Source organism: Microlunatus elymi (genome assembly GCF_007362775.1).
Taxonomy (GTDB): domain Bacteria; phylum Actinomycetota; class Actinomycetes; order Propionibacteriales; family Propionibacteriaceae; genus Microlunatus; species Microlunatus elymi.
The window spans coordinates 3,988,952-4,007,506 of the sequence record NZ_CP041692.1 but is presented as its reverse complement, the minus strand read 5'-3'; the positions used below and the strand labels follow the sequence as shown (position 1 = coordinate 4,007,506).

At 67.0% G+C, this 18,555-nt stretch carries 19 protein-coding genes; 11 read left to right on the top strand and 8 right to left on the bottom strand.

Translation table 11 applies throughout. The features are described 5' to 3' along the window. Positions 1 to 948, bottom strand: coding sequence for a helix-turn-helix transcriptional regulator (locus tag FOE78_RS18040; protein ID WP_143987519.1), 948 nt, complete (start codon positions 946 to 948; stop codon positions 1 to 3). 156 nt (positions 949 to 1,104) lie between these two features. On the opposite strand from FOE78_RS18040, the gene FOE78_RS18035 reads away from it, so the two are divergent. The 3 genes from FOE78_RS18035 to FOE78_RS18025 all read left to right on the top strand — a co-directional run bounded on the left by FOE78_RS18035 (position 1,105) and on the right by FOE78_RS18025 (position 3,735). Further along, the gene (locus tag FOE78_RS18035) at positions 1,105 to 1,623 is read left to right on the top strand and encodes a hypothetical protein (protein WP_143987518.1); all 519 of its coding nucleotides are present in this window, start codon (positions 1,105 to 1,107) and stop codon (positions 1,621 to 1,623) included. A 104-nt stretch (positions 1,624 to 1,727) separates the two neighbouring features. Continuing rightward, positions 1,728 to 3,053, top strand: coding sequence for a sensor histidine kinase (locus tag FOE78_RS18030; RefSeq protein ID WP_168207576.1), 1,326 nt, complete (start codon positions 1,728 to 1,730; stop codon positions 3,051 to 3,053). Further along, positions 3,040 to 3,735, top strand: coding sequence for a response regulator transcription factor (locus FOE78_RS18025; RefSeq protein WP_143987516.1), 696 nt, complete (start codon positions 3,040 to 3,042; stop codon positions 3,733 to 3,735). Before FOE78_RS18030 ends, FOE78_RS18025 begins: the two co-directional genes overlap by 14 nt. A gap of 17 nt (positions 3,736 to 3,752) precedes the next feature. On the opposite strand, the gene FOE78_RS18020 is transcribed toward FOE78_RS18025, so the two are convergent. The 5 genes from FOE78_RS18020 to FOE78_RS18000 form a co-directional block, all read right to left on the bottom strand. Then, the gene (locus tag FOE78_RS18020) at positions 3,753 to 4,235 is read right to left on the bottom strand and encodes a PPOX class F420-dependent oxidoreductase (RefSeq protein WP_143987515.1); all 483 of its coding nucleotides are present in this window, start codon (positions 4,233 to 4,235) and stop codon (positions 3,753 to 3,755) included. A 32-nt stretch (positions 4,236 to 4,267) separates the two neighbouring features. Further along, a complete protein-coding gene (locus FOE78_RS18015) occupies positions 4,268 to 4,702 on the bottom strand; it encodes a VOC family protein (protein ID WP_143987514.1) in 435 nt (144 codons plus the stop codon). 28 nt (positions 4,703 to 4,730) lie between these two features. Then, positions 4,731 to 5,198, bottom strand: a complete 468-nt coding sequence (locus FOE78_RS18010; RefSeq protein ID WP_143987513.1) for a helix-turn-helix domain-containing protein — start codon at positions 5,196 to 5,198, stop codon at positions 4,731 to 4,733. A 34-nt stretch (positions 5,199 to 5,232) separates the two neighbouring features. Continuing rightward, the gene (locus FOE78_RS18005) at positions 5,233 to 5,532 is read right to left on the bottom strand and encodes a hypothetical protein (RefSeq protein ID WP_143987512.1); all 300 of its coding nucleotides are present in this window, start codon (positions 5,530 to 5,532) and stop codon (positions 5,233 to 5,235) included. A 325-nt stretch (positions 5,533 to 5,857) separates the two neighbouring features. After that, a complete protein-coding gene (locus tag FOE78_RS18000) occupies positions 5,858 to 6,151 on the bottom strand; it encodes a putative quinol monooxygenase (protein ID WP_143987511.1) in 294 nt (97 codons plus the stop codon). Positions 6,152 to 6,240: 89 nt separating this feature from the next. On the opposite strand from FOE78_RS18000, the gene murA reads away from it, so the two are divergent. The 4 genes from murA to FOE78_RS17980 all read left to right on the top strand — a co-directional run bounded on the left by murA (position 6,241) and on the right by FOE78_RS17980 (position 11,498). After that, on the top strand, positions 6,241 to 7,542 hold the full coding sequence (gene murA / locus FOE78_RS17995) for a UDP-N-acetylglucosamine 1-carboxyvinyltransferase (protein WP_143987510.1): 1,302 nt from the start codon (positions 6,241 to 6,243) through the stop codon (positions 7,540 to 7,542). 339 nt (positions 7,543 to 7,881) lie between these two features. After that, positions 7,882 to 9,366 (top strand): 30S ribosomal protein S1, encoded by a 1,485-nt coding sequence (rpsA, locus tag FOE78_RS17990; protein ID WP_143987509.1) that lies wholly within the window; start codon positions 7,882 to 7,884, stop codon positions 9,364 to 9,366. Between the two features lie 102 nt (positions 9,367 to 9,468). After that, positions 9,469 to 10,107: a dephospho-CoA kinase gene (gene coaE, locus FOE78_RS17985; protein ID WP_143987508.1), complete on the top strand. Its 639-nt coding sequence runs from the start codon at positions 9,469 to 9,471 to the stop codon at positions 10,105 to 10,107. A gap of 59 nt (positions 10,108 to 10,166) precedes the next feature. Continuing rightward, positions 10,167 to 11,498, top strand: coding sequence for a PrsW family intramembrane metalloprotease (locus FOE78_RS17980; protein ID WP_143987507.1), 1,332 nt, complete (start codon positions 10,167 to 10,169; stop codon positions 11,496 to 11,498). Here FOE78_RS17980 and FOE78_RS23910 read toward each other — a convergent pair. Next, the gene (locus FOE78_RS23910) at positions 11,489 to 11,872 is read right to left on the bottom strand and encodes a hypothetical protein (protein ID WP_210414656.1); all 384 of its coding nucleotides are present in this window, start codon (positions 11,870 to 11,872) and stop codon (positions 11,489 to 11,491) included. The genes FOE78_RS17980 and FOE78_RS23910 overlap by 10 nt on opposite strands. A 54-nt stretch (positions 11,873 to 11,926) precedes the next feature. On the opposite strand from FOE78_RS23910, the gene FOE78_RS23675 reads away from it, so the two are divergent. The 4 genes from FOE78_RS23675 (at position 11,927) to FOE78_RS17960 (ending at position 16,891) form a co-directional block, all read left to right on the top strand. Further along, positions 11,927 to 12,532, top strand: coding sequence for a hypothetical protein (locus FOE78_RS23675; protein WP_168207282.1), 606 nt, complete (start codon positions 11,927 to 11,929; stop codon positions 12,530 to 12,532). A 526-nt stretch (positions 12,533 to 13,058) separates the two neighbouring features. Continuing rightward, positions 13,059 to 15,167, top strand: coding sequence for an excinuclease ABC subunit UvrB (gene uvrB, locus FOE78_RS17970; RefSeq protein WP_143987506.1), 2,109 nt, complete (start codon positions 13,059 to 13,061; stop codon positions 15,165 to 15,167). A 58-nt stretch (positions 15,168 to 15,225) separates the two neighbouring features. Beyond that, positions 15,226 to 15,618, top strand: coding sequence for a YciI family protein (locus FOE78_RS17965; protein WP_143987505.1), 393 nt, complete (start codon positions 15,226 to 15,228; stop codon positions 15,616 to 15,618). Positions 15,619 to 15,640: 22 nt separating this feature from the next. Continuing rightward, the gene (locus FOE78_RS17960; protein ID WP_143987504.1) at positions 15,641 to 16,891 is read left to right on the top strand and encodes an RNA polymerase sigma factor; all 1,251 of its coding nucleotides are present in this window, start codon (positions 15,641 to 15,643) and stop codon (positions 16,889 to 16,891) included. Between the two features lie 9 nt (positions 16,892 to 16,900). Here FOE78_RS17960 and FOE78_RS17955 read toward each other — a convergent pair whose 3' ends face one another. After that, on the bottom strand, positions 16,901 to 18,064 hold the full coding sequence (locus tag FOE78_RS17955) for an FAD-binding oxidoreductase (RefSeq protein ID WP_266095041.1): 1,164 nt from the start codon (positions 18,062 to 18,064) through the stop codon (positions 16,901 to 16,903). Positions 18,065 to 18,555: the final 491 nt, after the last annotated feature.

Sequence of the window (18,555 nt, the reverse complement as noted above, 5' to 3'; positions counted from 1 at the left end):
TCAGGAGCCCGCAGCGAGCAGTCGCCGGCCCAACACGACGGCCGCATCACGGAGCTCGTCGCCGCCGATGATCTTGAAGTCGACCGGGGAAGCGGCCAGCTCCTCGGCGTACCACTGAGGGTCACTGGTGCTGCCGACCAGCCGGGTCCCGCCGGCGTCGATCGCTTCGATCCGGCCGAGGCTGCGCGGAATGCAGCGCAAGATCAACTCCTGCGGCCCGTCGAAGATCACCTCGGTGCGGTATTCCCAACCCTCGGCGAGATTCTCCTCGACCGCGGCCACCGGATCGACGTCCGCGGGGTGGAACGTCTCGCCGGTCTCGATCGACGACGCCACCCGATCGATCCGCAGCACCCGGCGCGCGTCCGCGGTGTGCGACCAGCACAGGAGATACCACCGGGCGTGCCGGACCACCACCGCCCACGGATCCACGATCATCGTCCTGGTCCGGTCCGGCCGCAGCCGGTAGTCGATACGCAGTTGCCGTCGGTCGACGCAGCTCTGCACCAGCGCGCTGGTGATATCGGCGTCCGGTCGGGCCGCCGATCGATCCGGTGCCGGCGAGGTCGCCCGGCGGACCGCCTGGACCGTGTGCGCAACCGGCTCCGGCAGCGCACGGGTGATCTTGCCGATCGCGGCACCCACGGGAGAGTCGCTGTCGCTGACGTCGTGGTGGCCGTCGAGCACGGCCATCACCAGGCCGAGGGCCTCGGCGGTGCTGAACATCAGCGGCGTACGGGATCCGCGGCCGAGCCGATAACCCCCGTACGGGCCGCGGACCGACTCCACCGGCAATCCGGCCTCCCGCAGGATCCCGACGTACCGCCGCGCCGCCCGGTCGGTGACGCGCAGCCGCTCGCCCAGCCGCTCGGCCGTGATTCCGGGCGCGGACTGGATCAACTCCAGCGCCAGCAGCGCCCGAGCGGTCGGGCTCTCATCGTGTGCCATTCGTCATCTCCCGAGCTCGGGACCGGGCAGGAATTTCGGATCCGACGCTAGCGCCACCGACGTTTCTCCACCCGCATCTCCACCCACGGTTGGTGGGCCGCAGGGGGCCGAACCCGAAGACTGGAGTCACCAACCCAACGGAAAAGGATGCCTCCGATGACTCCCAGCACAATCCTCCCGATCCTGATCGGACTGGCCCTGTTGATCTTCATCTCCGTCCGGCAGATGAGCTGGACGAAGGTGAACGCGGCCAGCATGCTGAAACTGCCGATGATCATGGCACTGGTCGGGCTGGTTCTGGCCGCGCAGACCTTCGACCATCCCGGTGCCCTGCACGTCCATGGCGCGGACCTGGTCCTGATCGCCGCCGAGGCCGGTGTCGCGGTGGTCGGTGGTCTGCTGATGGGGCGGATGACCCAGATCGACACCATCAACGGCGTCACCCAGTCTCGGCTGCGGCCGGCCGGTCTGGCGGTCTGGTTCGGCTTCATCGCGATCCGGATCGGCGGCGAGGTGCTGGCCCACGCCGATCACCTCGCGCTGGCTTCCAGCACGCCGCTGATCCTCTTCATGGTCGCGATCGTGAAGGCGACCCAGGCCCTGACCGTACGGGAGCGGGTGGCTCGGCACGAACAGTCCCGGCAGGTCGCGTACGACAGCTACAGCCGGATCTGAACAGTCCACTCAACACCGGCAACCCGATGCCGGGCCGGTCGTAGACCGGCCCGGCAGCTTCATGATCGGAGCGCAGACCGATGTCGGCACTAAGCTCAGGAGCCGTGCAGCAGGAACCATCGCCGGACGGGTCGCGCGTCGACTCGTACGCGAAGGTGTTGCGGATCGCGGTCGCGATCGCGATCAGCTACTTCGGTGTCCTGCAAGGAGGTTTCGCGCACTCGACCGCGACTGCTGTGGTCGCGGCGGTGGCCATCGCGGCGACCTTGACCTGGGGTGTGCTGGCCTGGTTCGGCCCGAACCGGTGGATCTCCGTCGTGATGGCGGTGATGATGGCGGCCGGCGCATCGCTCACCATCCAGACCAGCGTGATCGGCTGGATCCTGTTCGCCATCGGCACCATCGGCATCCTCGGCGTCCAGCGGGTCGACCTGCGGTTGGCGGTGGTGATCACCGCATTGACCGCGATCCCGATCGTGATCGGCTCGTTCAACCAGCCGCCGGTGGCGGAGTCGGTGGCGCTCAACACGCTGGCGGTGCTCGGCATCGGCGTGATGGGCTACAGCCGCCGGCTGAGCCGGATCCGACGCGAACAGGAACGCGAACTCGCAGCCCGCACCCGAGAGCTCGAGCAACGCAATCGCGAGCTGATCGAGCAGACCGAACGGGCCCGCACCGAAACCGCGCGGGCTGCCGCGCTGGAGGAACGCAACCGGATCGCCCGCGATCTGCACGACGTGCTGGCGCATTCGCTCGGCGGCCTGGTGGTTCAGCTCGACGCTGCCGATGCCGTTCTGACGACCGGTGGCGATCGCGACCAGGCGGCCAGGAGAGTTCGGACCTCGCGGCAACTGGCGGTCGACGGACTCAAGGAAGCTCGAGCAGCGGTACGTGAGCTGCGGACCGGGGAGATCGGTGATCCGTCCGAGTCGGTGGATCTGGCCGCAGCTGTCGAAACCATCGTGCGCGGGCCGGTCGGGCTGCAGCTTGGCATCGAATTCGATCTTGTGGGGGAACATCGGCCGGTGCCCGCCCCGGCCGCTCAGGCGTTCGTCGCCGTGGCCCGCGAGGCGGTGACCAACATCAACAAGCATTCGGGCATCAACAAGCATTCGGGCATCAACAATCATGGCCCCGACACCGACGGCGGCGGTGGTCGTGCGGTTGCGACCTTGATCTTCGAACCGAAGTTGATCAGGTTGGAGTTGATCAACTCGCTGCCGACCCACCATGATCAACTCGTACCGGAGCTGGCGGGCACGGGCGGTGGCTTCGGAGTGGCCGGGATGCGACAGCGATTCGCCGAGATCGGTGGCACGTTGACGGCGGGTCGGCAGGGGAGTCGCTGGGTGGTGTCGGCCGACTGGCCGGTGCCGACCGAGACGATCGCACGGGACAAGGACGGAACCGTTGTCGATGAACGCGGCTGAAGATCAACAACCGATCCGAGTGATCATCGTCGACGATCAGGACATCGTCCGGGACGGTCTGGTCACGGTGCTCTCCCTGGTCGACGGCGTCGAGGTGGTCGGCAGCGCCGACAACGGACAGCGGGCCTGTGAACTGGTGGACGAGCTGGCGCCCGAGGTGGTGCTGATGGATCTGCGGATGCCGGTGATGGACGGCGTCGCGGCCACCGAGTTGATCACCACCCGACATCCGCGGACCGCCGTGCTGGTGCTCACCACGTTCGACGACGACGCGTCGATCGCCGGGGCGCTGCGCGCCGGTGCCCGCGGCTACCTGACCAAGGACGCCTCCCGCGACGACATCGCCGCCGCACTTCGCTCGGTCGCACGGGGACAGGCCACCTTTGACGCGGGCGTCTCGGCGAAACTCCTGTCCGGGTTGACTTCCGGCGCTCCGATCGGCTCCGGAGCGCCAGACGATCATGGAAGTGATGATCATGAAACAGGCGGCGGATTGGACGAGTTGACGCGCCGAGAACGCGAAGTGCTCCGGCTGATCGGCGACGGACTGAACAACGCGGAGATCGCCGACAAACTCTTCGTCAGTACGGCGACGGTCAAGACCCACATCAACAACCTGTTCGCCAAGCTCGGCATTCGCGACCGGGCCCAGGCCGTACGGCTGGCCAACCGACTCGATTGAGGACCCGCCGCTGAGCGTCAGTCCTGCGCGTCCAACCGGGCGGCGACGTCGGCGGGGAAGCCGCCGGTGGCGATCGGGCCCCAACGGGTCGGAGTGATCCGGATCAACGACTTGCCCTGCACCCGCATCGCCTCCCGGTATTCGTCCCAGTCGGGGTGTTCGCCGGAGATGCAGCGGAAGTAGTCCACCAGGCCGTCGATCGCCTCCGGCGTGTGCAGCACCTCGGCCTCGCCGTCGACCTGCACCCAGGGGCCGCCGAAGTCGTCGGACAGCACCAGCACCGACACCTGCGGTCGCCGTTCGGCATTGCGGGTCTTCGCCCGGCCGGGATAGCTGGAGATCACGATCCGGCCGGACGCGTCGACTCCGGCGGTCACCGGCGACAGCTGCGGCGCCCCGTCGGATCGTCGCGTCGTCAGGATGACGTGATGCCGAGGCCGGACGAAGTCCAGAAGGTGATCAAGGTCGACGGCGGTCGTGGTGGCGATGCTGCGCGGCATGTTCGCCACCCTAGACCCCTTCGCCCGGGAGGTCAGGCGTGCGCGAAGTCCTCGCCGGTGTAGGGGCGTTGCTGCACGATCACCACGAAGTTGCCGGAGTTGTCACGGGCGATCGCCTCGGTCCCGTATGGCCGCTCGGCCGGTTCCTGGATGAATTCGACGCCCTTGTCGGTCAGCTCGCGGTAGGTCTGCTGGCAGTCGGTGGTCGCCAAGCCGAAGGCATGCAGCGTGCCCTTGTCCATCGCCCGTTTCATCACCTCGGCCGATTCGGGGTCCACGGGCGGGCCGGGGACCTGCAGGTTGACCTCGAGTTCGGGGTGATCGGGATGGACGATGGTGGCCCAGCGGTAGCCGTCGCCGAGGGTGATGTCGGTGTGCACGGTGAACCCGAACTTGTCGGTGTAGAACTTCAGTGAGTCGTCGATGTCCTTGACCCAGACGGTGAAGAGAGAAACTCCAGTGATCATGAAGCTCACCGTAGAAGCTCGTTCCTGATCAGCGCTTCTCCCCGATTGCGGAACCGTCCCGGTCGTGATCTTGCCCGATGCGATCCTGATGGTCGCGATCTTGCAGCCCGATCATGAACACGAAGCAGCCGGGGATCCGGGGTGCGCCGTCGGCGTACCTCTGTTGGTAGGCCGACGGGCTGACCCCGACCAGCGCGGTGAACTTGCTGCTGAAGGAGCCGAGGCTGCCGTAGCCCACCAGGACACACACCTCGGTCACGGTCAGGTTGGTGGCGCGGAGCAGGTCCTGGGCGCGTTCGATCCGGCGATGGGTCAGGTAGAGCGCAGGCGTCTGCCCGTACGCGGCCGCGAAGCAACGCAGGAAGTGATACTTCGACAGTCCGGCCGTCGCGGCCAACTCGTCCAACCCGGGACCGCGGACGTAGTCGCGGTCGATCAGATCGCGGGCCCGGCGCAGGTGCGGGAGCAGTTCGCTCGGGACGGCCTCGGTCGTCATGGTCGTTGCCGGCCGGCAGTCGCAGTGCCGGCTGTCAGCTGACCGGCCGCCAGGTGAACGCCTCGGCCCACCAGCCGTCGGACTCGGCCCAGGCCCGCATCACGTCCAGGGTGGCGTCGACGTTCGGCGTGGTCGCGACCAGCCGGTGCGTGCCGTTGACGATCTCGACCTGCCACTGCTCGCCGCTGGGCCGGGCCAGTACCGATCGGCCCGGCCAGTCGTCCCGACTCAACTCGGCGTAGCTGGAGCAGTCGTTCAGGAAGCGCAGCAGACTGTTCGGTGCGACCTCCGAGATGGTGTTGCCGTCCCCGTCGCGGACCGTGTAGGTGGGCATGGCCGCATTCTGCCCCCAGTCGCGCGAGGTCACTTGCGGAGGTCTTGCTCCCATTGGCGGAAGTGCCATCGTTCCCCGACTTGCCGCATGGATTCGCGACGACGAGCCCTCGACTCTTCCTCGACCTTGTGCTCGTCCAGCACCCGCGAAATCACCTCGACGCTGACAGCCACCAGCAACCCCGCTGCGATGACTGAGATCGCGCGTCGTGCCGAGTCGCCTGCCGGGTTCTGCCCAGGACTTGGAGTATCCACTGTGGCCACCTATTGCGAGACAGGTAGTGAGAATACCTTCGCGCAAACCCGTCTGACAGCTCACCAGCCGACTATGACTGCACGGCGGTCTCGAACTTCGTGAGAACGGGATCACGGTCCAGGACGTCGCGCAACTTTGTCGCCCCTTCACCCTGGCGCCAGGCACGGTAGGCGAGATCGTGCTCGTTCGACTCCCAGAGTTCGTAGGCAACGTAATGAGCAGGGTCGGCAATGTCGGCGAGCAGATCGACCCGCAGGCAGCCGGCGAAACTCCGGGTTTCCTTGAGGATCGCGGTGAACATCGCAGGCCCGTCGACCAAGTGGTCGGCTCCGAAGTGCACGTCGAGCATGGCGGTTATCGGCATGTCGTCTCCCGTTGTCGTCGGCTGTCGATGGCCGGGCCACCGTAGTCTGTGCCCGTCATCGGACGCTCGTCCGCTCATATAGTGCTGCGGTGACCGAGACCATCTGGGAGATCGAACCGTCCGGGCCGTTGCGCGGCGACGTGACCGTACGTGGCGCCAAGAACGCGGTCAGCAAACACATGGTCGCGGCCATGCTCGGCGACGAGCCGAGCACCATCCGAAATGCTCCCGACGTCGGCGAGGTGGCGATCACCGCCGGCATGTTGGAGCACATCGGGATGGCCACCGAACGTACGGCCGATGCGGTCACGGTGGTGCCCAAGCCGGTGTCCGAGCCGAGCGTCGGCAAGGCGTTCAGCGGCCTGAACCGGATCCCGATCCTGATGCTCGGCCCGCTGCTGCACCTGACCGGCGAGGCCTTCGTACCTCTGGTCGGCGGCGACCCGATCGGCCGCCGTCCGGTCGACTTCCATGTCGGTGCACTGCGGTCCTTCGGAGCCGAGGTGACGCTGGAGCCGGACGGCATCCACGCTCGAGCGACGCGGCTGGTCGGCACCCGGATCGAGTTGCCGTACCCGAGCGTCGGTGCCACCGAGACGACCCTGTTGGCCGCGGTCCGGGCCGAGGGCAAGACCGTGATCAGCAACGCCGCCACCGAACCGGAGATCGTCGAGTTGGCGCTGTTCCTGCAGCGGATGGGGGCCCGGATCTCGTTCGCCCCGGACCGGCGCATCGTGATCGAGGGGGTCAACCGACTGCACGGCGTAACCACCACGCTGGGTGGCGATCGGATCGAGGCGTTCTCCTACCTGGTCGCCGGTCTGGTCACCCGCGGGGAGGTACGAGTGCACGGCTGCCCGCAGGACCGGCTGGTCACCGCCATCACCACGCTGGCCCGGATGGGCGCCGAGTTCGAGATCACCGACGACTGGATCATGGCCTCGGCAGGCAATGGATTGCGCCCGGCGGCGGTGCAGACCGGCACCCATCCGGGCTTCGCCACGGACTGGCAGACGCCGTTGATGGTGTTGTTCACCCAGGCCGACGGGATGTCGGTGCTGCACGAAACGGTGTACGAGAATCGGCTCGCCTACGTGCCCGCGCTGCAGAGCATGGGCGCCGAGATCGAGACCTATGACACCTGCCTGGGTGGACCGGCCTGTCGCTATCACGACACCGCCGCGGTCCACTCGGCCGTGGTCCGCGGCGTCACCGGGCTGCGCGGCGGCGACGTGACCATGCCCGACATCCGGGCCGGCTTCTCGGCGGTGCTCGCGGCCGCCGTGGCCGACGGCTCCTCGACCTTGCGCGGGGTCCATCACATCGAACGCGGCTACCACCGCCCGGTCGAGCAGTTCCGGGCCCTCGGCCTGAACCTCCGTGCCCGCTGAGCCTTCCGCCGCAGCCCGATGCTGGTTGGGTGCGATTCGCACCGTGCTCGGTACGAATCTCACCCGATCAGCGCGGTAGGTGTGGGGACGCTCTCCGCATGAGGCTGCCGCGACGTGGAATGTTCACCGGTTCGCGGTGGTTGTCGCCTGTGCAGCCATAACCGAATTGACCGCATTCGCGGCCCGACGTTAGGCTGTAACGTCGCTGTGGTCTGCGCAGACTTCGGACGGAGTAGGTCTCGCTCACCGATCGCCGATTCCCGCATCGCGGAATCTCGGGGGTGAAACACGGGCTGCAGCACACCGTACAACTCATCATCCATATCGGAGCCCTACTACATGACGTCCTCCCTTGAGGCAGCCCCGCAGGTCGCGGTCGACGACTTCTCCTCGCCGGAAGAGTTCCTCGAAGCAGTCGACAAGACCATCAAGTACTTCAACGACGGTGACATCGTCACCGGAACCGTTGTCAAGGTCGATCGAGACGAAGTCCTTCTCGACATCGGCTACAAGACGGAGGGTGTGATCCCCTCCAAGGAACTCTCCATCAAGCACGACGTCGACCCGCATCAGGTGGTCAGCGTCGGCGATGAGGTCGAGGCCCTGGTCCAGCAGAAAGAGGACAAGGAAGGTCGCCTCATTCTCTCCAAGAAGCGGGCTCAGTACGAGCGCGCCTGGGGCACGATCGAGAAGATCAAGGAAGAGGACGGCGTGGTCACCGGTTCGGTGATCGAGGTCGTCAAGGGTGGTCTGATCATCGACATCGGTCTGCGCGGCTTCCTGCCGGCTTCGCTGGTGGAGATGCGCCGGGTCCGCGACCTGCAGCCGTACGTCGGCCAGGAGCTCGAGGCCAAGATCATCGAGCTGGACAAGAACCGCAACAACGTGGTGTTGTCCCGGCGCGCCTGGCTCGAGCAGACCCAGTCCGAGGTCCGGCAGAACTTCCTCACCCAGCTGCAGAAGGGCCAGATCCGCAAGGGTGTGGTCTCCTCGATCGTCAACTTCGGCGCCTTCGTCGATCTGGGCGGCGTGGACGGCCTGGTGCACGTCTCCGAGCTGAGCTGGAAGCACATCGACCACCCGTCCGAGGTGGTCGAGGTCGGCCAGGAAGTCACCGTCGAGGTGCTCTCGGTGGAGATGGATCGCGAGCGGGTTTCGCTGTCGCTGAAGGCGACCCAGGAAGATCCGTGGCAGGCCTTCGCTCGTACCCACCAGATCGGTCAGATCGTGCCGGGCAAGGTCACCAAGCTGGTGCCGTTCGGTGCGTTCGTCCGGGTCGAGGAGGGCATCGAGGGTCTGGTGCACGTGTCCGAGCTGGCCGAGCGTCACGTCGAGATCCCGGAGCAGGTCGTCCAGGTCAACGACGAGGTGATGGTCAAGATCATCGACATCGATCTCGAGCGTCGCCGGATCTCGCTGTCGCTGAAGCAGGCCAACGAGAGTATCGACGTCAACTCCGACGAGTTCGACCCGACGCTGTACGGCATGGCGGCCAGCTACGACGACCAGGGCAACTACCTCTACCCGGAGGGCTTCGACCCCGAGGCCAACGACTGGCTCGAGGGCTACGACGAGCAGCGCGCAGCCTGGGAGGCGCAGTACGCCGAGGCGCACGCTCGCTGGGAGCAGCACAAGAAGCAGGTTGCCGAGGCGGAAGCCGCCGAGGGCGAGGCGCAGGCCGCGCCGGCGTCGTACTCCTCGGGCGGTGCCAGCAACAACGGGGCTGCCGCGCGTCCGGCCGCACCGGCCGCCGATCCGGAGGGTTCGCTGGCCTCGGACGAGGCGCTGCAGGCTCTGCGGGAGAAGCTGACCGGAGGTCAGTGATCGCACGCGATGATCACCTGATCATCAGTTGATCATGGAAGCGGCCCCACACCGTCATGGTGTGGGGTCGCTTCTGCGTCGTGGACGGTAGGGTCGCGGATTATGGCACGGTTGCGGATCGGATTGACCGGCGGGATCGCTTCAGGAAAGTCAACGGTGGCAGGGATCCTCGCTGATCTCGGTGCAGTGATCATCGACTCCGACCTGTTGGCCCGGGAGGTGGTCGAGCCGGGCACCGAAGGGCTGGCCAAGATCATCGAACGGTTCGGCGATCGGGTGATCAGCGACGGCCGGCTGGACCGAGCAGCGTTGGGCAAGATCATCTTCTCCGATCCTCGTGCCCGTGCCGACCTGGAGTCGATCATTCATCCTGCGGTACGCCGCCGGGCGGCCGAGTTGGAGGCCGTTGCCGGCTCGGATGCCGTTGTGGTGCAGATGATTCCGCTGCTGGTGGAGACCGGACAGGCGGACGCCTTCGACCGGCTCGTCGTGGTCGACGTACCGCCTGAAGTTCAGCGGCAGCGGCTGGCCGACCGGAACGGACTGACCGAACAGGAAGCCGAAGCCCGGATCGGCGCGCAGGCGAGCCGGGCGGATCGGCTGGCCGTTGCCGATGTGGTGATCGACAACAGCGATGCTGGCCTTGATCAACTGCGACAGCGGGTGACCGAGATCTTTCGATCGTGGCAATCCGAGCACGCGAACGGGACGCCGGGTGGCCCGGCGGTAGGGAACCCTTAGGATCTGGCAGTGCCGCGATCACTGCCTGCGGCGGCTCGGATGAAACGAGGAGGTAGGCCGTGACCTGTCAACGGTGCGGCGCACAGACCACAGAGGTGGCTCACTTCTGTCAGGTCTGCGGACTGGATCTCAGGTCTGGCGACCTGGCCCGGAAGAAGTCGTTCGCGGCCAAGCCGGATGAAGCCGTGGCCTCGTTCGCGCTGATCTCGACGATCATGCCGCGGGGCACCGGCAAGCGTCCGCAGACCTACCGGATCGCCCTCGTCATCGGACTGGCCGTCGCCCTGATCGCAGCCATCTTCGGTGCGCTGCCGATCGCGATCCTGGTGGCAGCGTTCACCATCCCGGTCGTCTACATCGTCTATCTGTACGACGTGAACCTGTGGGAGGACGAGCCGGTTCAGGTCACCGTTGCCGCCTTCCTGGTCACCGGCGCGCTGACCGTGGCGTTCACCCTGATCTGGTCGCACTTCCGCAATCCGCAGGTGCGGATGCCGAGCCTCGACGGCGGTTCGTCCGGCGGGCCGCAGGTCGGCACACTGCTGCTGGTCGGCGTGCTGGTGCCGATCATCGGGATGTTGATCATTCAGCTCGGCCCGGTGTTCCTGGCCAGTCGGCCGAAGTTCGACGACCTGATGGACGGGCTGACCTTCGGCGTCATCTCCGGTGTCGCCTACTCCACCTTCGAGACGCTGGTGCTGCATCGCGGCGCGCTGTTCGGCGGCGCGGCCGGGCATCAGGATGCCGCGACCTGGGTCGCGTTGATCTTCCTCGAGGGCTTCATCCAGCCGCTGCTGATCGGCACCGCTGCCGGTGTCGCCGCGGCCGAATTCTCCGGTCTGGGCAAGGGGTACGACGGTTTCACGCTGCGCTACGCCCGCGGTCTGGCCGAGGCGATGCTGGCCGTGATCGCCTACCAGGTCGGCGGCTACCTCTTTAGCTTCCTGCCGACGTCGCAGGGGCTGATGCTCACGCTGGTGCTCGGGGTGATCATCCTCGGCATCCTGATCCTGCGGGTGCGCAACGTGCTGCACGCCGGCCTGATGGAGGCCGCATTGGAGCAGGCCGCGCGCAGCCATCAGGGCGTCGGTGCGGACGGTGAGCTGGACTTCTGCGCCGCCTGCGAGATGCCGTTGGTGCCGGGGGCGTCCTTCTGCAACGCCTGCGGTACGGCGGTGCGGATCGGCCCGCGCCGCTCCGGCAGCCCTGCGCCGTCGGCGGCCGAGGCCGGGTACGAATCGGCGATGACGCCCGGTGCTGTCGTCACGACCGCCGAACCGGCCAGTTCGGCACATTCGGCACCGTCCGCGCAGAACGAACCGGAGCCGCATCCGTCCTCGCAACCGACGCCGACCAAGCGCCGCGATCCCGAGCAGGGAGGTCAGGCATGAGCGACCAGTGGGGGCAGCAGAACAGCGGCCAGCAGCCCGGCCAACAAGGTCAACCGCCATACGGGCAGCCGGGACAATACGGGCAGCCGGGACAATATGGGCAGCCGGGACAACATGGGCAGCCGGGACAGTACGGTCCGCCCGGGCAGTACGGGCAGCCGGGCCAATTCGGCCAGCATCCGGGGCAGTTCGGACAGCCTGGTCAACCTGGGCAACCAGGTTCGTACGGACAGCAGGGCCCATCCGGGCAGCCCGGTCAACCCGGTCAGCAGCAGGCGTACGGCCAACAAGGCTCGTACGGGCAGCCCGGCCAGCAACAGCGATACGGCCAGCAGCCGCCCGGCGGCTTTCCACCCGGACCTGGTGCACCGCAACCAGGTGGCCGCAGACCGCGCAGCACCGCGCTGATCCTCGGCATCGTCGCGGGCGTGATCGCGCTGCTGGTGCTGATCGGCGCGATCATCATGACCGTGAACCGGGGCAGCCAGGCGTCCGGATCGACGATCCACCCCAACACCGGGACGCCGTCGGCGCAGGCACCGAAGCAGACCGACCCCAGCAGCCCGACGACCGGCGGCAGCTCCGGCGGGACGGTCGATCTGGCCAAGGCCTGTTCGATCACGGTGCCGGACGGCTGGCAGTTGGCACAGCAGGAGAAGGGCGTCGCGGTGTTGACCAACGCCGACGGCGACATGGCCAACGCTCAGTGCGCAACCGTCGACGACAAGGATCCCGGGGCGCTGGTAGACCGCTGGCTGGACATGCTGGCCGAGGACGGCACCGACGTGAAGAGGGAGTCGGCATCGACGGTCAAGACACCGACTTCGAAGCTGAAGGCGGCCCAGGAGAACATGACCTACACCGAGACCACCAGTCAGGGCTCGGTGAAGTACGGCGTCACGGCCATCGCCACCCTCAACAGCGAGCACCTCGGCGGCCTGCTGACCGTCTGGTACACCGCCGACAGTGACGTCGATCAACTCAACAAGGACTTCGGCGTCATGCAGGTCTCCCTCTGGAAGAGCATGGTGTAACCGGGACCGGTTCGCTGAAACCGAGGTCCTCGCTTCCGGCCGGTCCAGGCCCTGAGCTCGTCGAAGGGCCGAAAACGCCCGCCTCGCCGTTCGTTTTCCAACCACCGTTGGATTCGGACACTCAGATCGACGTTCGGAGCGTTCGTTTTCCACCCGAAGACGAGTTCCGAACGGCTGCCACGACGAACGCTCGCAGGCCAGATTGAACCGGACGATTGCCACCACGAACGCTTGCAGGCCAGATTGAACCGGACGATCGCCACCACGAACGCTTGCAGGCCAGATTGAACCGGACGATCGCCGCCACGAACGCTTGCAGGCCAGATTGAACTCACGTCGAGCGCCCCAGCGCGAGACCGGCTCCGCAGCGAAGCGGAGGAGTCGGCGTGAGACTCCCGTCGAGCGCAACCACGGCGGGGGTGCGGGGGTCGTCCCCGCAAGGTGAGACGCCAGACCGGGAAGCGGCAGCGGCACCCAGCTCGACTGCGTATCAAGACTGTCGGAGCTCGGGCATAGGCTCGCAATCATGCGTCCGATCGAAGAATTGCAGCGCACCGTGCACCCGTTCCAGGTGCAGAGCGAGTTCGCGCCATCGGGGGATCAGCCGACCGCGATCGCCGACCTCGAGCGCCGGATCAACGCCGGCGAACAGGATGTGGTGTTGCTCGGCGCCACCGGCACCGGCAAGACCGCAAGCGTCGCCTGGCTGGCCGAGCGGGTGCAGCGGCCGGTGCTGGTGATGCAGCCGAACAAGACCCTGGCGGCCCAGTTCGCCAACGAGTTGCGGCAGTTCTTCCCGAAGAACGCGGTGGAGTATTTCGTCTCCTACTACGACTACTACCAACCCGAGGCCTACATTCCGCAGACCGACACCTACATCGAGAAGGACTCCTCGCTGAACGAGGAGGTCGAGCGGCTGCGGCACTCTGCCACCAATTCGCTGCTGACCCGACGTGACACCATCGTGGTCGCCACCGTGTCGGCGATCTACGGCTTGGGCAGCGCCGCGGAGTACCTGCGGCAGGCGGTCATGTTGAAGGTCGGTCAGGAGATCGACCGCGACGACTTGCTGCGCAAACTCGTCTCCATCCAGTACGCGCGCAACGATCTGTCCGGTGCGCGGGGAACGTTCCGGGTCCGCGGTGACACGCTTGAGGTGTTCCCGAAGTACGAGGAGATGGCGGTCCGGGTCGAGTTCTTCGGCGACGAGATCGAGCGGCTGCTGACCATGCATCCGCTGACCGGGGAGATCCTCTCCGACGATCCGGAGGCGATCCTGATGCCGGCCAGCCACTACTCGGCCGGTCCGGAGACGATGGAGCGCGCGATCGGCGGGATCGAGGCCGAGTTGGAGCATCGGCTGGCCGAGCTGGAGGGGCAGAACAAGCTGCTGGAGGCGCAGCGGCTGCGGATGCGGACCACGTACGACATCGAGATGATGCGGCAGATCGGCACCTGCGCCGGGATCGAGAACTACTCGATGCACATGGACGGCCGTCTGCCGGGGGAGCCGCCGAACTGTCTGCTCGACTACTTTCCGGAGGATTTCCTGCTGGTGATCGACGAGTCGCACGTGACAGTGCCGCAGATCGGCGGCATGTTCGAGGGCGACCAGTCCCGGAAACGCACTCTTGTCGATCATGGTTTCCGGCTGCCTTCGGCGGTCGACAACCGGCCGTTGCGGTTCGAGGAGTTCGTCGAGCGGATCGGTCAGACCATCTATCTGTCGGCCACCCCGGGCGACTACGAGCTGGCCCGTTCCGACGGTGTGGTGGAGCAGATCATCCGGCCGACCGGGCTCGTCGATCCCGAGGTGATCATCAAACCGACCCAGGGACAGATCGACGACCTGATCGGCGAGATCCGGACCCGGGCCGACCGCAACGAACGGGTGTTGGTCACCACGCTGACCAAGAAGATGTCGGAGGATCTGACCGACTACCTGCTGGAGAACGGGATCCGCACCCGCTACCTGCACTCCGAGGTCGACACCCTGCGCCGGATCGAGTTGCTGCGGCAGTTGCGGATGGGGGAGTACGACGTCCTGGTCGGCATCAACCTGCTCCGCGAGGGCCTGGACCTGCCCGAGGTGTCCCTGGTCGCGATCCTGGACGCCGACAAGGAAGGCTTCCTGCGCAGCGACAAGAGTCTGATCCAGACCATCGGCCGAGCCGCCCGGAACGTGTCCGGCCAGGTGCACATGTACGCCGACAAGATCACTCCGTCGATGGCCGCGGCGATCGACGAGACCAATCGTCGGCGGGACAAACAGCTCGCCTACAACAAGGAGCACGGGATCGACCCGACACCGCTGCGGAAGAAGATCGCCGACATCACCGACATGCTGGCTCGTGAGGACGCCGACACCGACGACATGCTCGCCGGCACCTCGATGGGCAAGCGGGCGGGCAAGAACGCGAAGTCGCCGGTGCCCAACCTGGGCGCGGACGCGGTGGAGCAGGCCCGTAAGACCGCCGGGATGCCTGCCGGTGATCTTGCTCAACTGGTGCAGGAGCTGACCGACCAGATGCACACCGCAGCAGCCGATCTGCAGTTCGAGGTGGCGGCCAGGTTGCGGGACGAGATCTCGGAGCTGAAGCGCGAGCTGCGGCAGATGGTGGAGGCCAACCGCTGACCACGGGCCACACGAAAAGTGTGCCGACACCCGGCCGCGGATCGAGAAGAATGAAGCCATGAAGTACCTGCTGCTGATCCACAACAATCCGCAGGCGCTCGAGGGGCTGAGCGACGAAGAGCGTTTCCAGCTGATCGGCGGTGAACGTCTGGCCACCCGGATCGAGGAGTTGCAACGCGACGGCGAGTTGATCAACGTGCTGGCGTTGGCGGATCCGAGCAGCTCGCGGACGGTGCAGCGCCGCGACGGAGCGCCGGTGGTGTCCGACCGACCGTTCCTGGAGACCAAGGAGTTCCTCGCCGGCGCGTTGCTGCTGGATTGTCCGACGATGGAGCGGGCGGTCGAGATCGCCGCCGAGTTGCCGTACGCCGCGGTGCAACGGATCGAGATTCGTCCGACCCGGACGCTGGAGGATCTTGATCTTGCCACCGCGGTCGGGCCCGGCCGGTAGCCGAGCCTCTTCGCCGACTCCGATGTGGCCCGCAGCCGAACCCGATCCGGCCGAGTTGGACGCGACGCTGCGTACGGCGGTGCCGCAGGTGTTGGCCGCGCTGACCCGTCGGTACGGCGACTTCGACCGGTGTGAGGATGCTGCTCAGGACGCGCTGCTCGAAGCGTCCGTGCAGTGGCGTCGGCGTGGCATTCCCGAACAGCCCGCCGGCTGGTTGATCACCGCCGCGAATCGCCGGTTGCTCGACATCCGCCGCAGTGACAACGCGCGCCGCCGTCGCGAACTGAACGATCAGCTGCGCACGCCCACTGACCAGTGGACCGATCTCGACCCGGGACGGCAGTGCGACGACACCCTGCAGCTGTTGATCATGTGCTGCCACTCTGCGCTCACCCCGGCGGCCCAGATCGGGTTGACCCTGCGTGCCGTCGGTGGCCTGACCACGGCCGAGGTGGCGTCGGCGCTGTTGATCACCGAGACGACCGCGGCGCAGCGGATCAGCCGGGCGAAGAAGTTGATCAAGGAATCCGGCGGGCGGCTGCAGCTGCCGGAACCGGCCGCGTACCAAGATCGACTACGGGTCGTACTGCAGGTGCTCTACCTGATCTTCAACGAGGGGCACACGGCCAGTACGGGGGACCAACTGCAGCGCCTCGATCTTGCGGCCGAGGCCATTCGGATCACCCGGATGGTGCAGCGCGCCGAACCCGACAACGGTGAGGTTGCCGGGCTGCTGGCGTTGATGATCTTGACCCACGCCCGTCGCGACACGCGGACCGCTCCGGACGGAGACCTGATCCCCGCCGAACGCCAGGACCGGACCCGGTGGCACGTCGGCGAGATCGCCGAGGGCACCGCGCTGATCCAGGCGACGTTGCAACACGGGCCGCTCGGGCCGTACCAGCTGCAAGCCGCGATCGCCGCCGTGCACGCGGAGGCCGACTCGGTCCAGAGCACCGACTGGCAACAGATCCTGCAGCTCTACCGGCTGCTGGCGACCTACGATCCAAGCCCGATGGTCACCCTGGGGATGGCCGTCGCGGTCGCGATGGTGGACGGACCGCAGCAGGCCATCGCCATGGTGGAGCCGCTGTCGGCGGATCGCCAGCTCGGTGATCACCATCGTCGGCTGTCGGTGCTCGGACACCTGTATCGGCTCGCCGATGATCATGAACGAGCTGTCGAGCACTTCCGGGCGGCGCTGACGCGTACGCAGAACGCCGCCGAGCAGGGCTACCTGCGCGAGCAGATCGATCGGCTGACGGCCGAGTGAGCCTGCCGCTCACCGACGCCCGCGCGTCGCCGGCGGGACGTTGACGGTCGAGCAGAACACGTTCTCGGGGTCGTAGGTCGCCTTCACCGCGGCCAGCCGCGACCGGGTCGGCTCCGGATAGCAGAGGTCGGTGTCGGCATCGGTCGGATGGGACAGGAAGTTGCCGTAGATCCCGTCCGGCCGCAGCTCGTCCGACAGTCGTGCGAACGCAGGCAGGTGCGGCTGCTGCTGCGCCGGTGTCCCGACCAGCACCGTGTTGATCATGAACTGGGCGGAGCGGTGGGCGAACGCGGTGGCCGCGGCGTCGGTCCGGTTGAGAGCGCCGCCGATGGCCCTGACCTCGACTGCCATCGCCGGGATCTGATCATGGCCGTCGATCAGCAGGTCGGTCCTGTGGGGTGACCAGTCGTCGACCAGGCCGTTGCGGATGCGGGGTACGAAACCGGGCGGCATCGATTCCGTCGTCAGCACGTCGCCGTACGGCATCGACGTGATCGTGTCCTTGATCACCGTGCCGACGGATCGCAGTGGTGCCAGCACGTTCGAGGCATCAGCGGGGTCGCCGGCGAAGCAGATGTTGATCATCGCCGGTGCGTTGCCGTCGGCCACCATGCTCGGCGGCAGCACGAACGTCGAGGTGAGCTCGGTCGGCGCGTCCGGCAGGTAACGCGTCCAGCCGGTCAGCACCTGCCTGGCCTGCTCGGCCGGATACATCAGGCTGCCGAACAACACCGTGGGTTGATGGACGGCCGTCACCTCGTACGCGGTGACGACGCCCAGATTCCCGGCCGCGCCCCGGACACCCCAGAACAGCTCTGGCTCGGTGTGCGCGTCGACCCGGCGCAGGTTCCCGTCGGCGGTCACCACCTCGGCTGCGCTGACCGCGTCGATCGCGAGCCCGTGCCGGCGGACCATCCAGCCGATCCCTCCGCCGCCGAGCAGGCCGCCGACGCCGACGCTCGCGGTGTCGCCGGAAGAGATCGCCAACCCGGGAGGGGAGAGGGTTTGGGCAACCGAGCCCCAGGTCGCGCCGGTACCGATCCGAATGGTTGCGCCGGCCCGGGGTCGCTCGGAGAGGATCTCGATCCGGTTCAGCCGGCGGACGTCGATCACCAGTCCACCGTTGTTGGTGCCGAAGCCGGCCAGATGATGTCCGGCGCTGCGGACCGCGATCGGCAGGCCGTGCTCGCGCGCATGCCGCAGGGCGACGGCAACGTCCTCGCTTCGAGCTGCAGCTCACCACCGCAGTAGGGCTGCCCTGCACGGTCAGGGTCCGAGCAGACTGGGGAAAGCCGGGATCCGCCGGCCCGATGACGGTGCCGCCGATTTCTCGGCGCAAGCTGTCCAGGTTGGTGTTCCGGGTGATGTTGGTGCTGTCGAGCATGCTGACTCCTGATCTTGGTCGGCGCCCCGGGTGGGCGTCCTCGACCCGAGATCGGAGCCGGCCTCGGAGAATCGACATCGCTGTTGACCCCGGTCCGCCAGCGACACCCCAGGTGCTCAGATGCGGGTGCTTCAACGGGCTTCGATCGATGACGGCCGATCCAGCTCAGCGGTCGAAGGCCCAGGCTGGGTGCCGCCTCCAGCATGGTCGCCATCCCTCCACCACCCGTTCCCGCGCATCCCCGGCGCAGCCGCGCAGGTAGGAACTTCCGCGGGAGCGC

What these genes read in the sequence shown, in the direction of transcription:
- FOE78_RS17965 (WP_143987505.1), top strand. Translation starts at nt 15,226, where the DNA reads ATGAAGTACCTGCTGCTGATCCACAACAATCCGCAGGCGCTCGAGGGG.
- FOE78_RS18015 (WP_143987514.1), bottom strand. Translation starts at nt 4,702, where the DNA reads ATGATCACTGGAGTTTCTCTCTTCACCGTCTGGGTCAAGGACATCGAC.
- rpsA (WP_143987509.1), top strand. Translation starts at nt 7,882, where the DNA reads ATGACGTCCTCCCTTGAGGCAGCCCCGCAGGTCGCGGTCGACGACTTC.
- FOE78_RS18010 (WP_143987513.1), bottom strand. Translation starts at nt 5,198, where the DNA reads ATGACGACCGAGGCCGTCCCGAGCGAACTGCTCCCGCACCTGCGCCGG.
- FOE78_RS18035 (WP_143987518.1), top strand. Translation starts at nt 1,105, where the DNA reads ATGACTCCCAGCACAATCCTCCCGATCCTGATCGGACTGGCCCTGTTG.
- FOE78_RS18040 (WP_143987519.1), bottom strand. Translation starts at nt 948, where the DNA reads ATGGCACACGATGAGAGCCCGACCGCTCGGGCGCTGCTGGCGCTGGAG.
- coaE (WP_143987508.1), top strand. Translation starts at nt 9,469, where the DNA reads ATGGCACGGTTGCGGATCGGATTGACCGGCGGGATCGCTTCAGGAAAG.
- FOE78_RS18000 (WP_143987511.1), bottom strand. Translation starts at nt 6,151, where the DNA reads ATGCCGATAACCGCCATGCTCGACGTGCACTTCGGAGCCGACCACTTG.
- FOE78_RS18005 (WP_143987512.1), bottom strand. Translation starts at nt 5,532, where the DNA reads ATGCCCACCTACACGGTCCGCGACGGGGACGGCAACACCATCTCGGAG.
- FOE78_RS17960 (WP_143987504.1), top strand. Translation starts at nt 15,641, where the DNA reads ATGTGGCCCGCAGCCGAACCCGATCCGGCCGAGTTGGACGCGACGCTG.
- FOE78_RS18020 (WP_143987515.1), bottom strand. Translation starts at nt 4,235, where the DNA reads ATGCCGCGCAGCATCGCCACCACGACCGCCGTCGACCTTGATCACCTT.
- FOE78_RS18025 (WP_143987516.1), top strand. Translation starts at nt 3,040, where the DNA reads ATGAACGCGGCTGAAGATCAACAACCGATCCGAGTGATCATCGTCGAC.
- uvrB (WP_143987506.1), top strand. Translation starts at nt 13,059, where the DNA reads ATGCGTCCGATCGAAGAATTGCAGCGCACCGTGCACCCGTTCCAGGTG.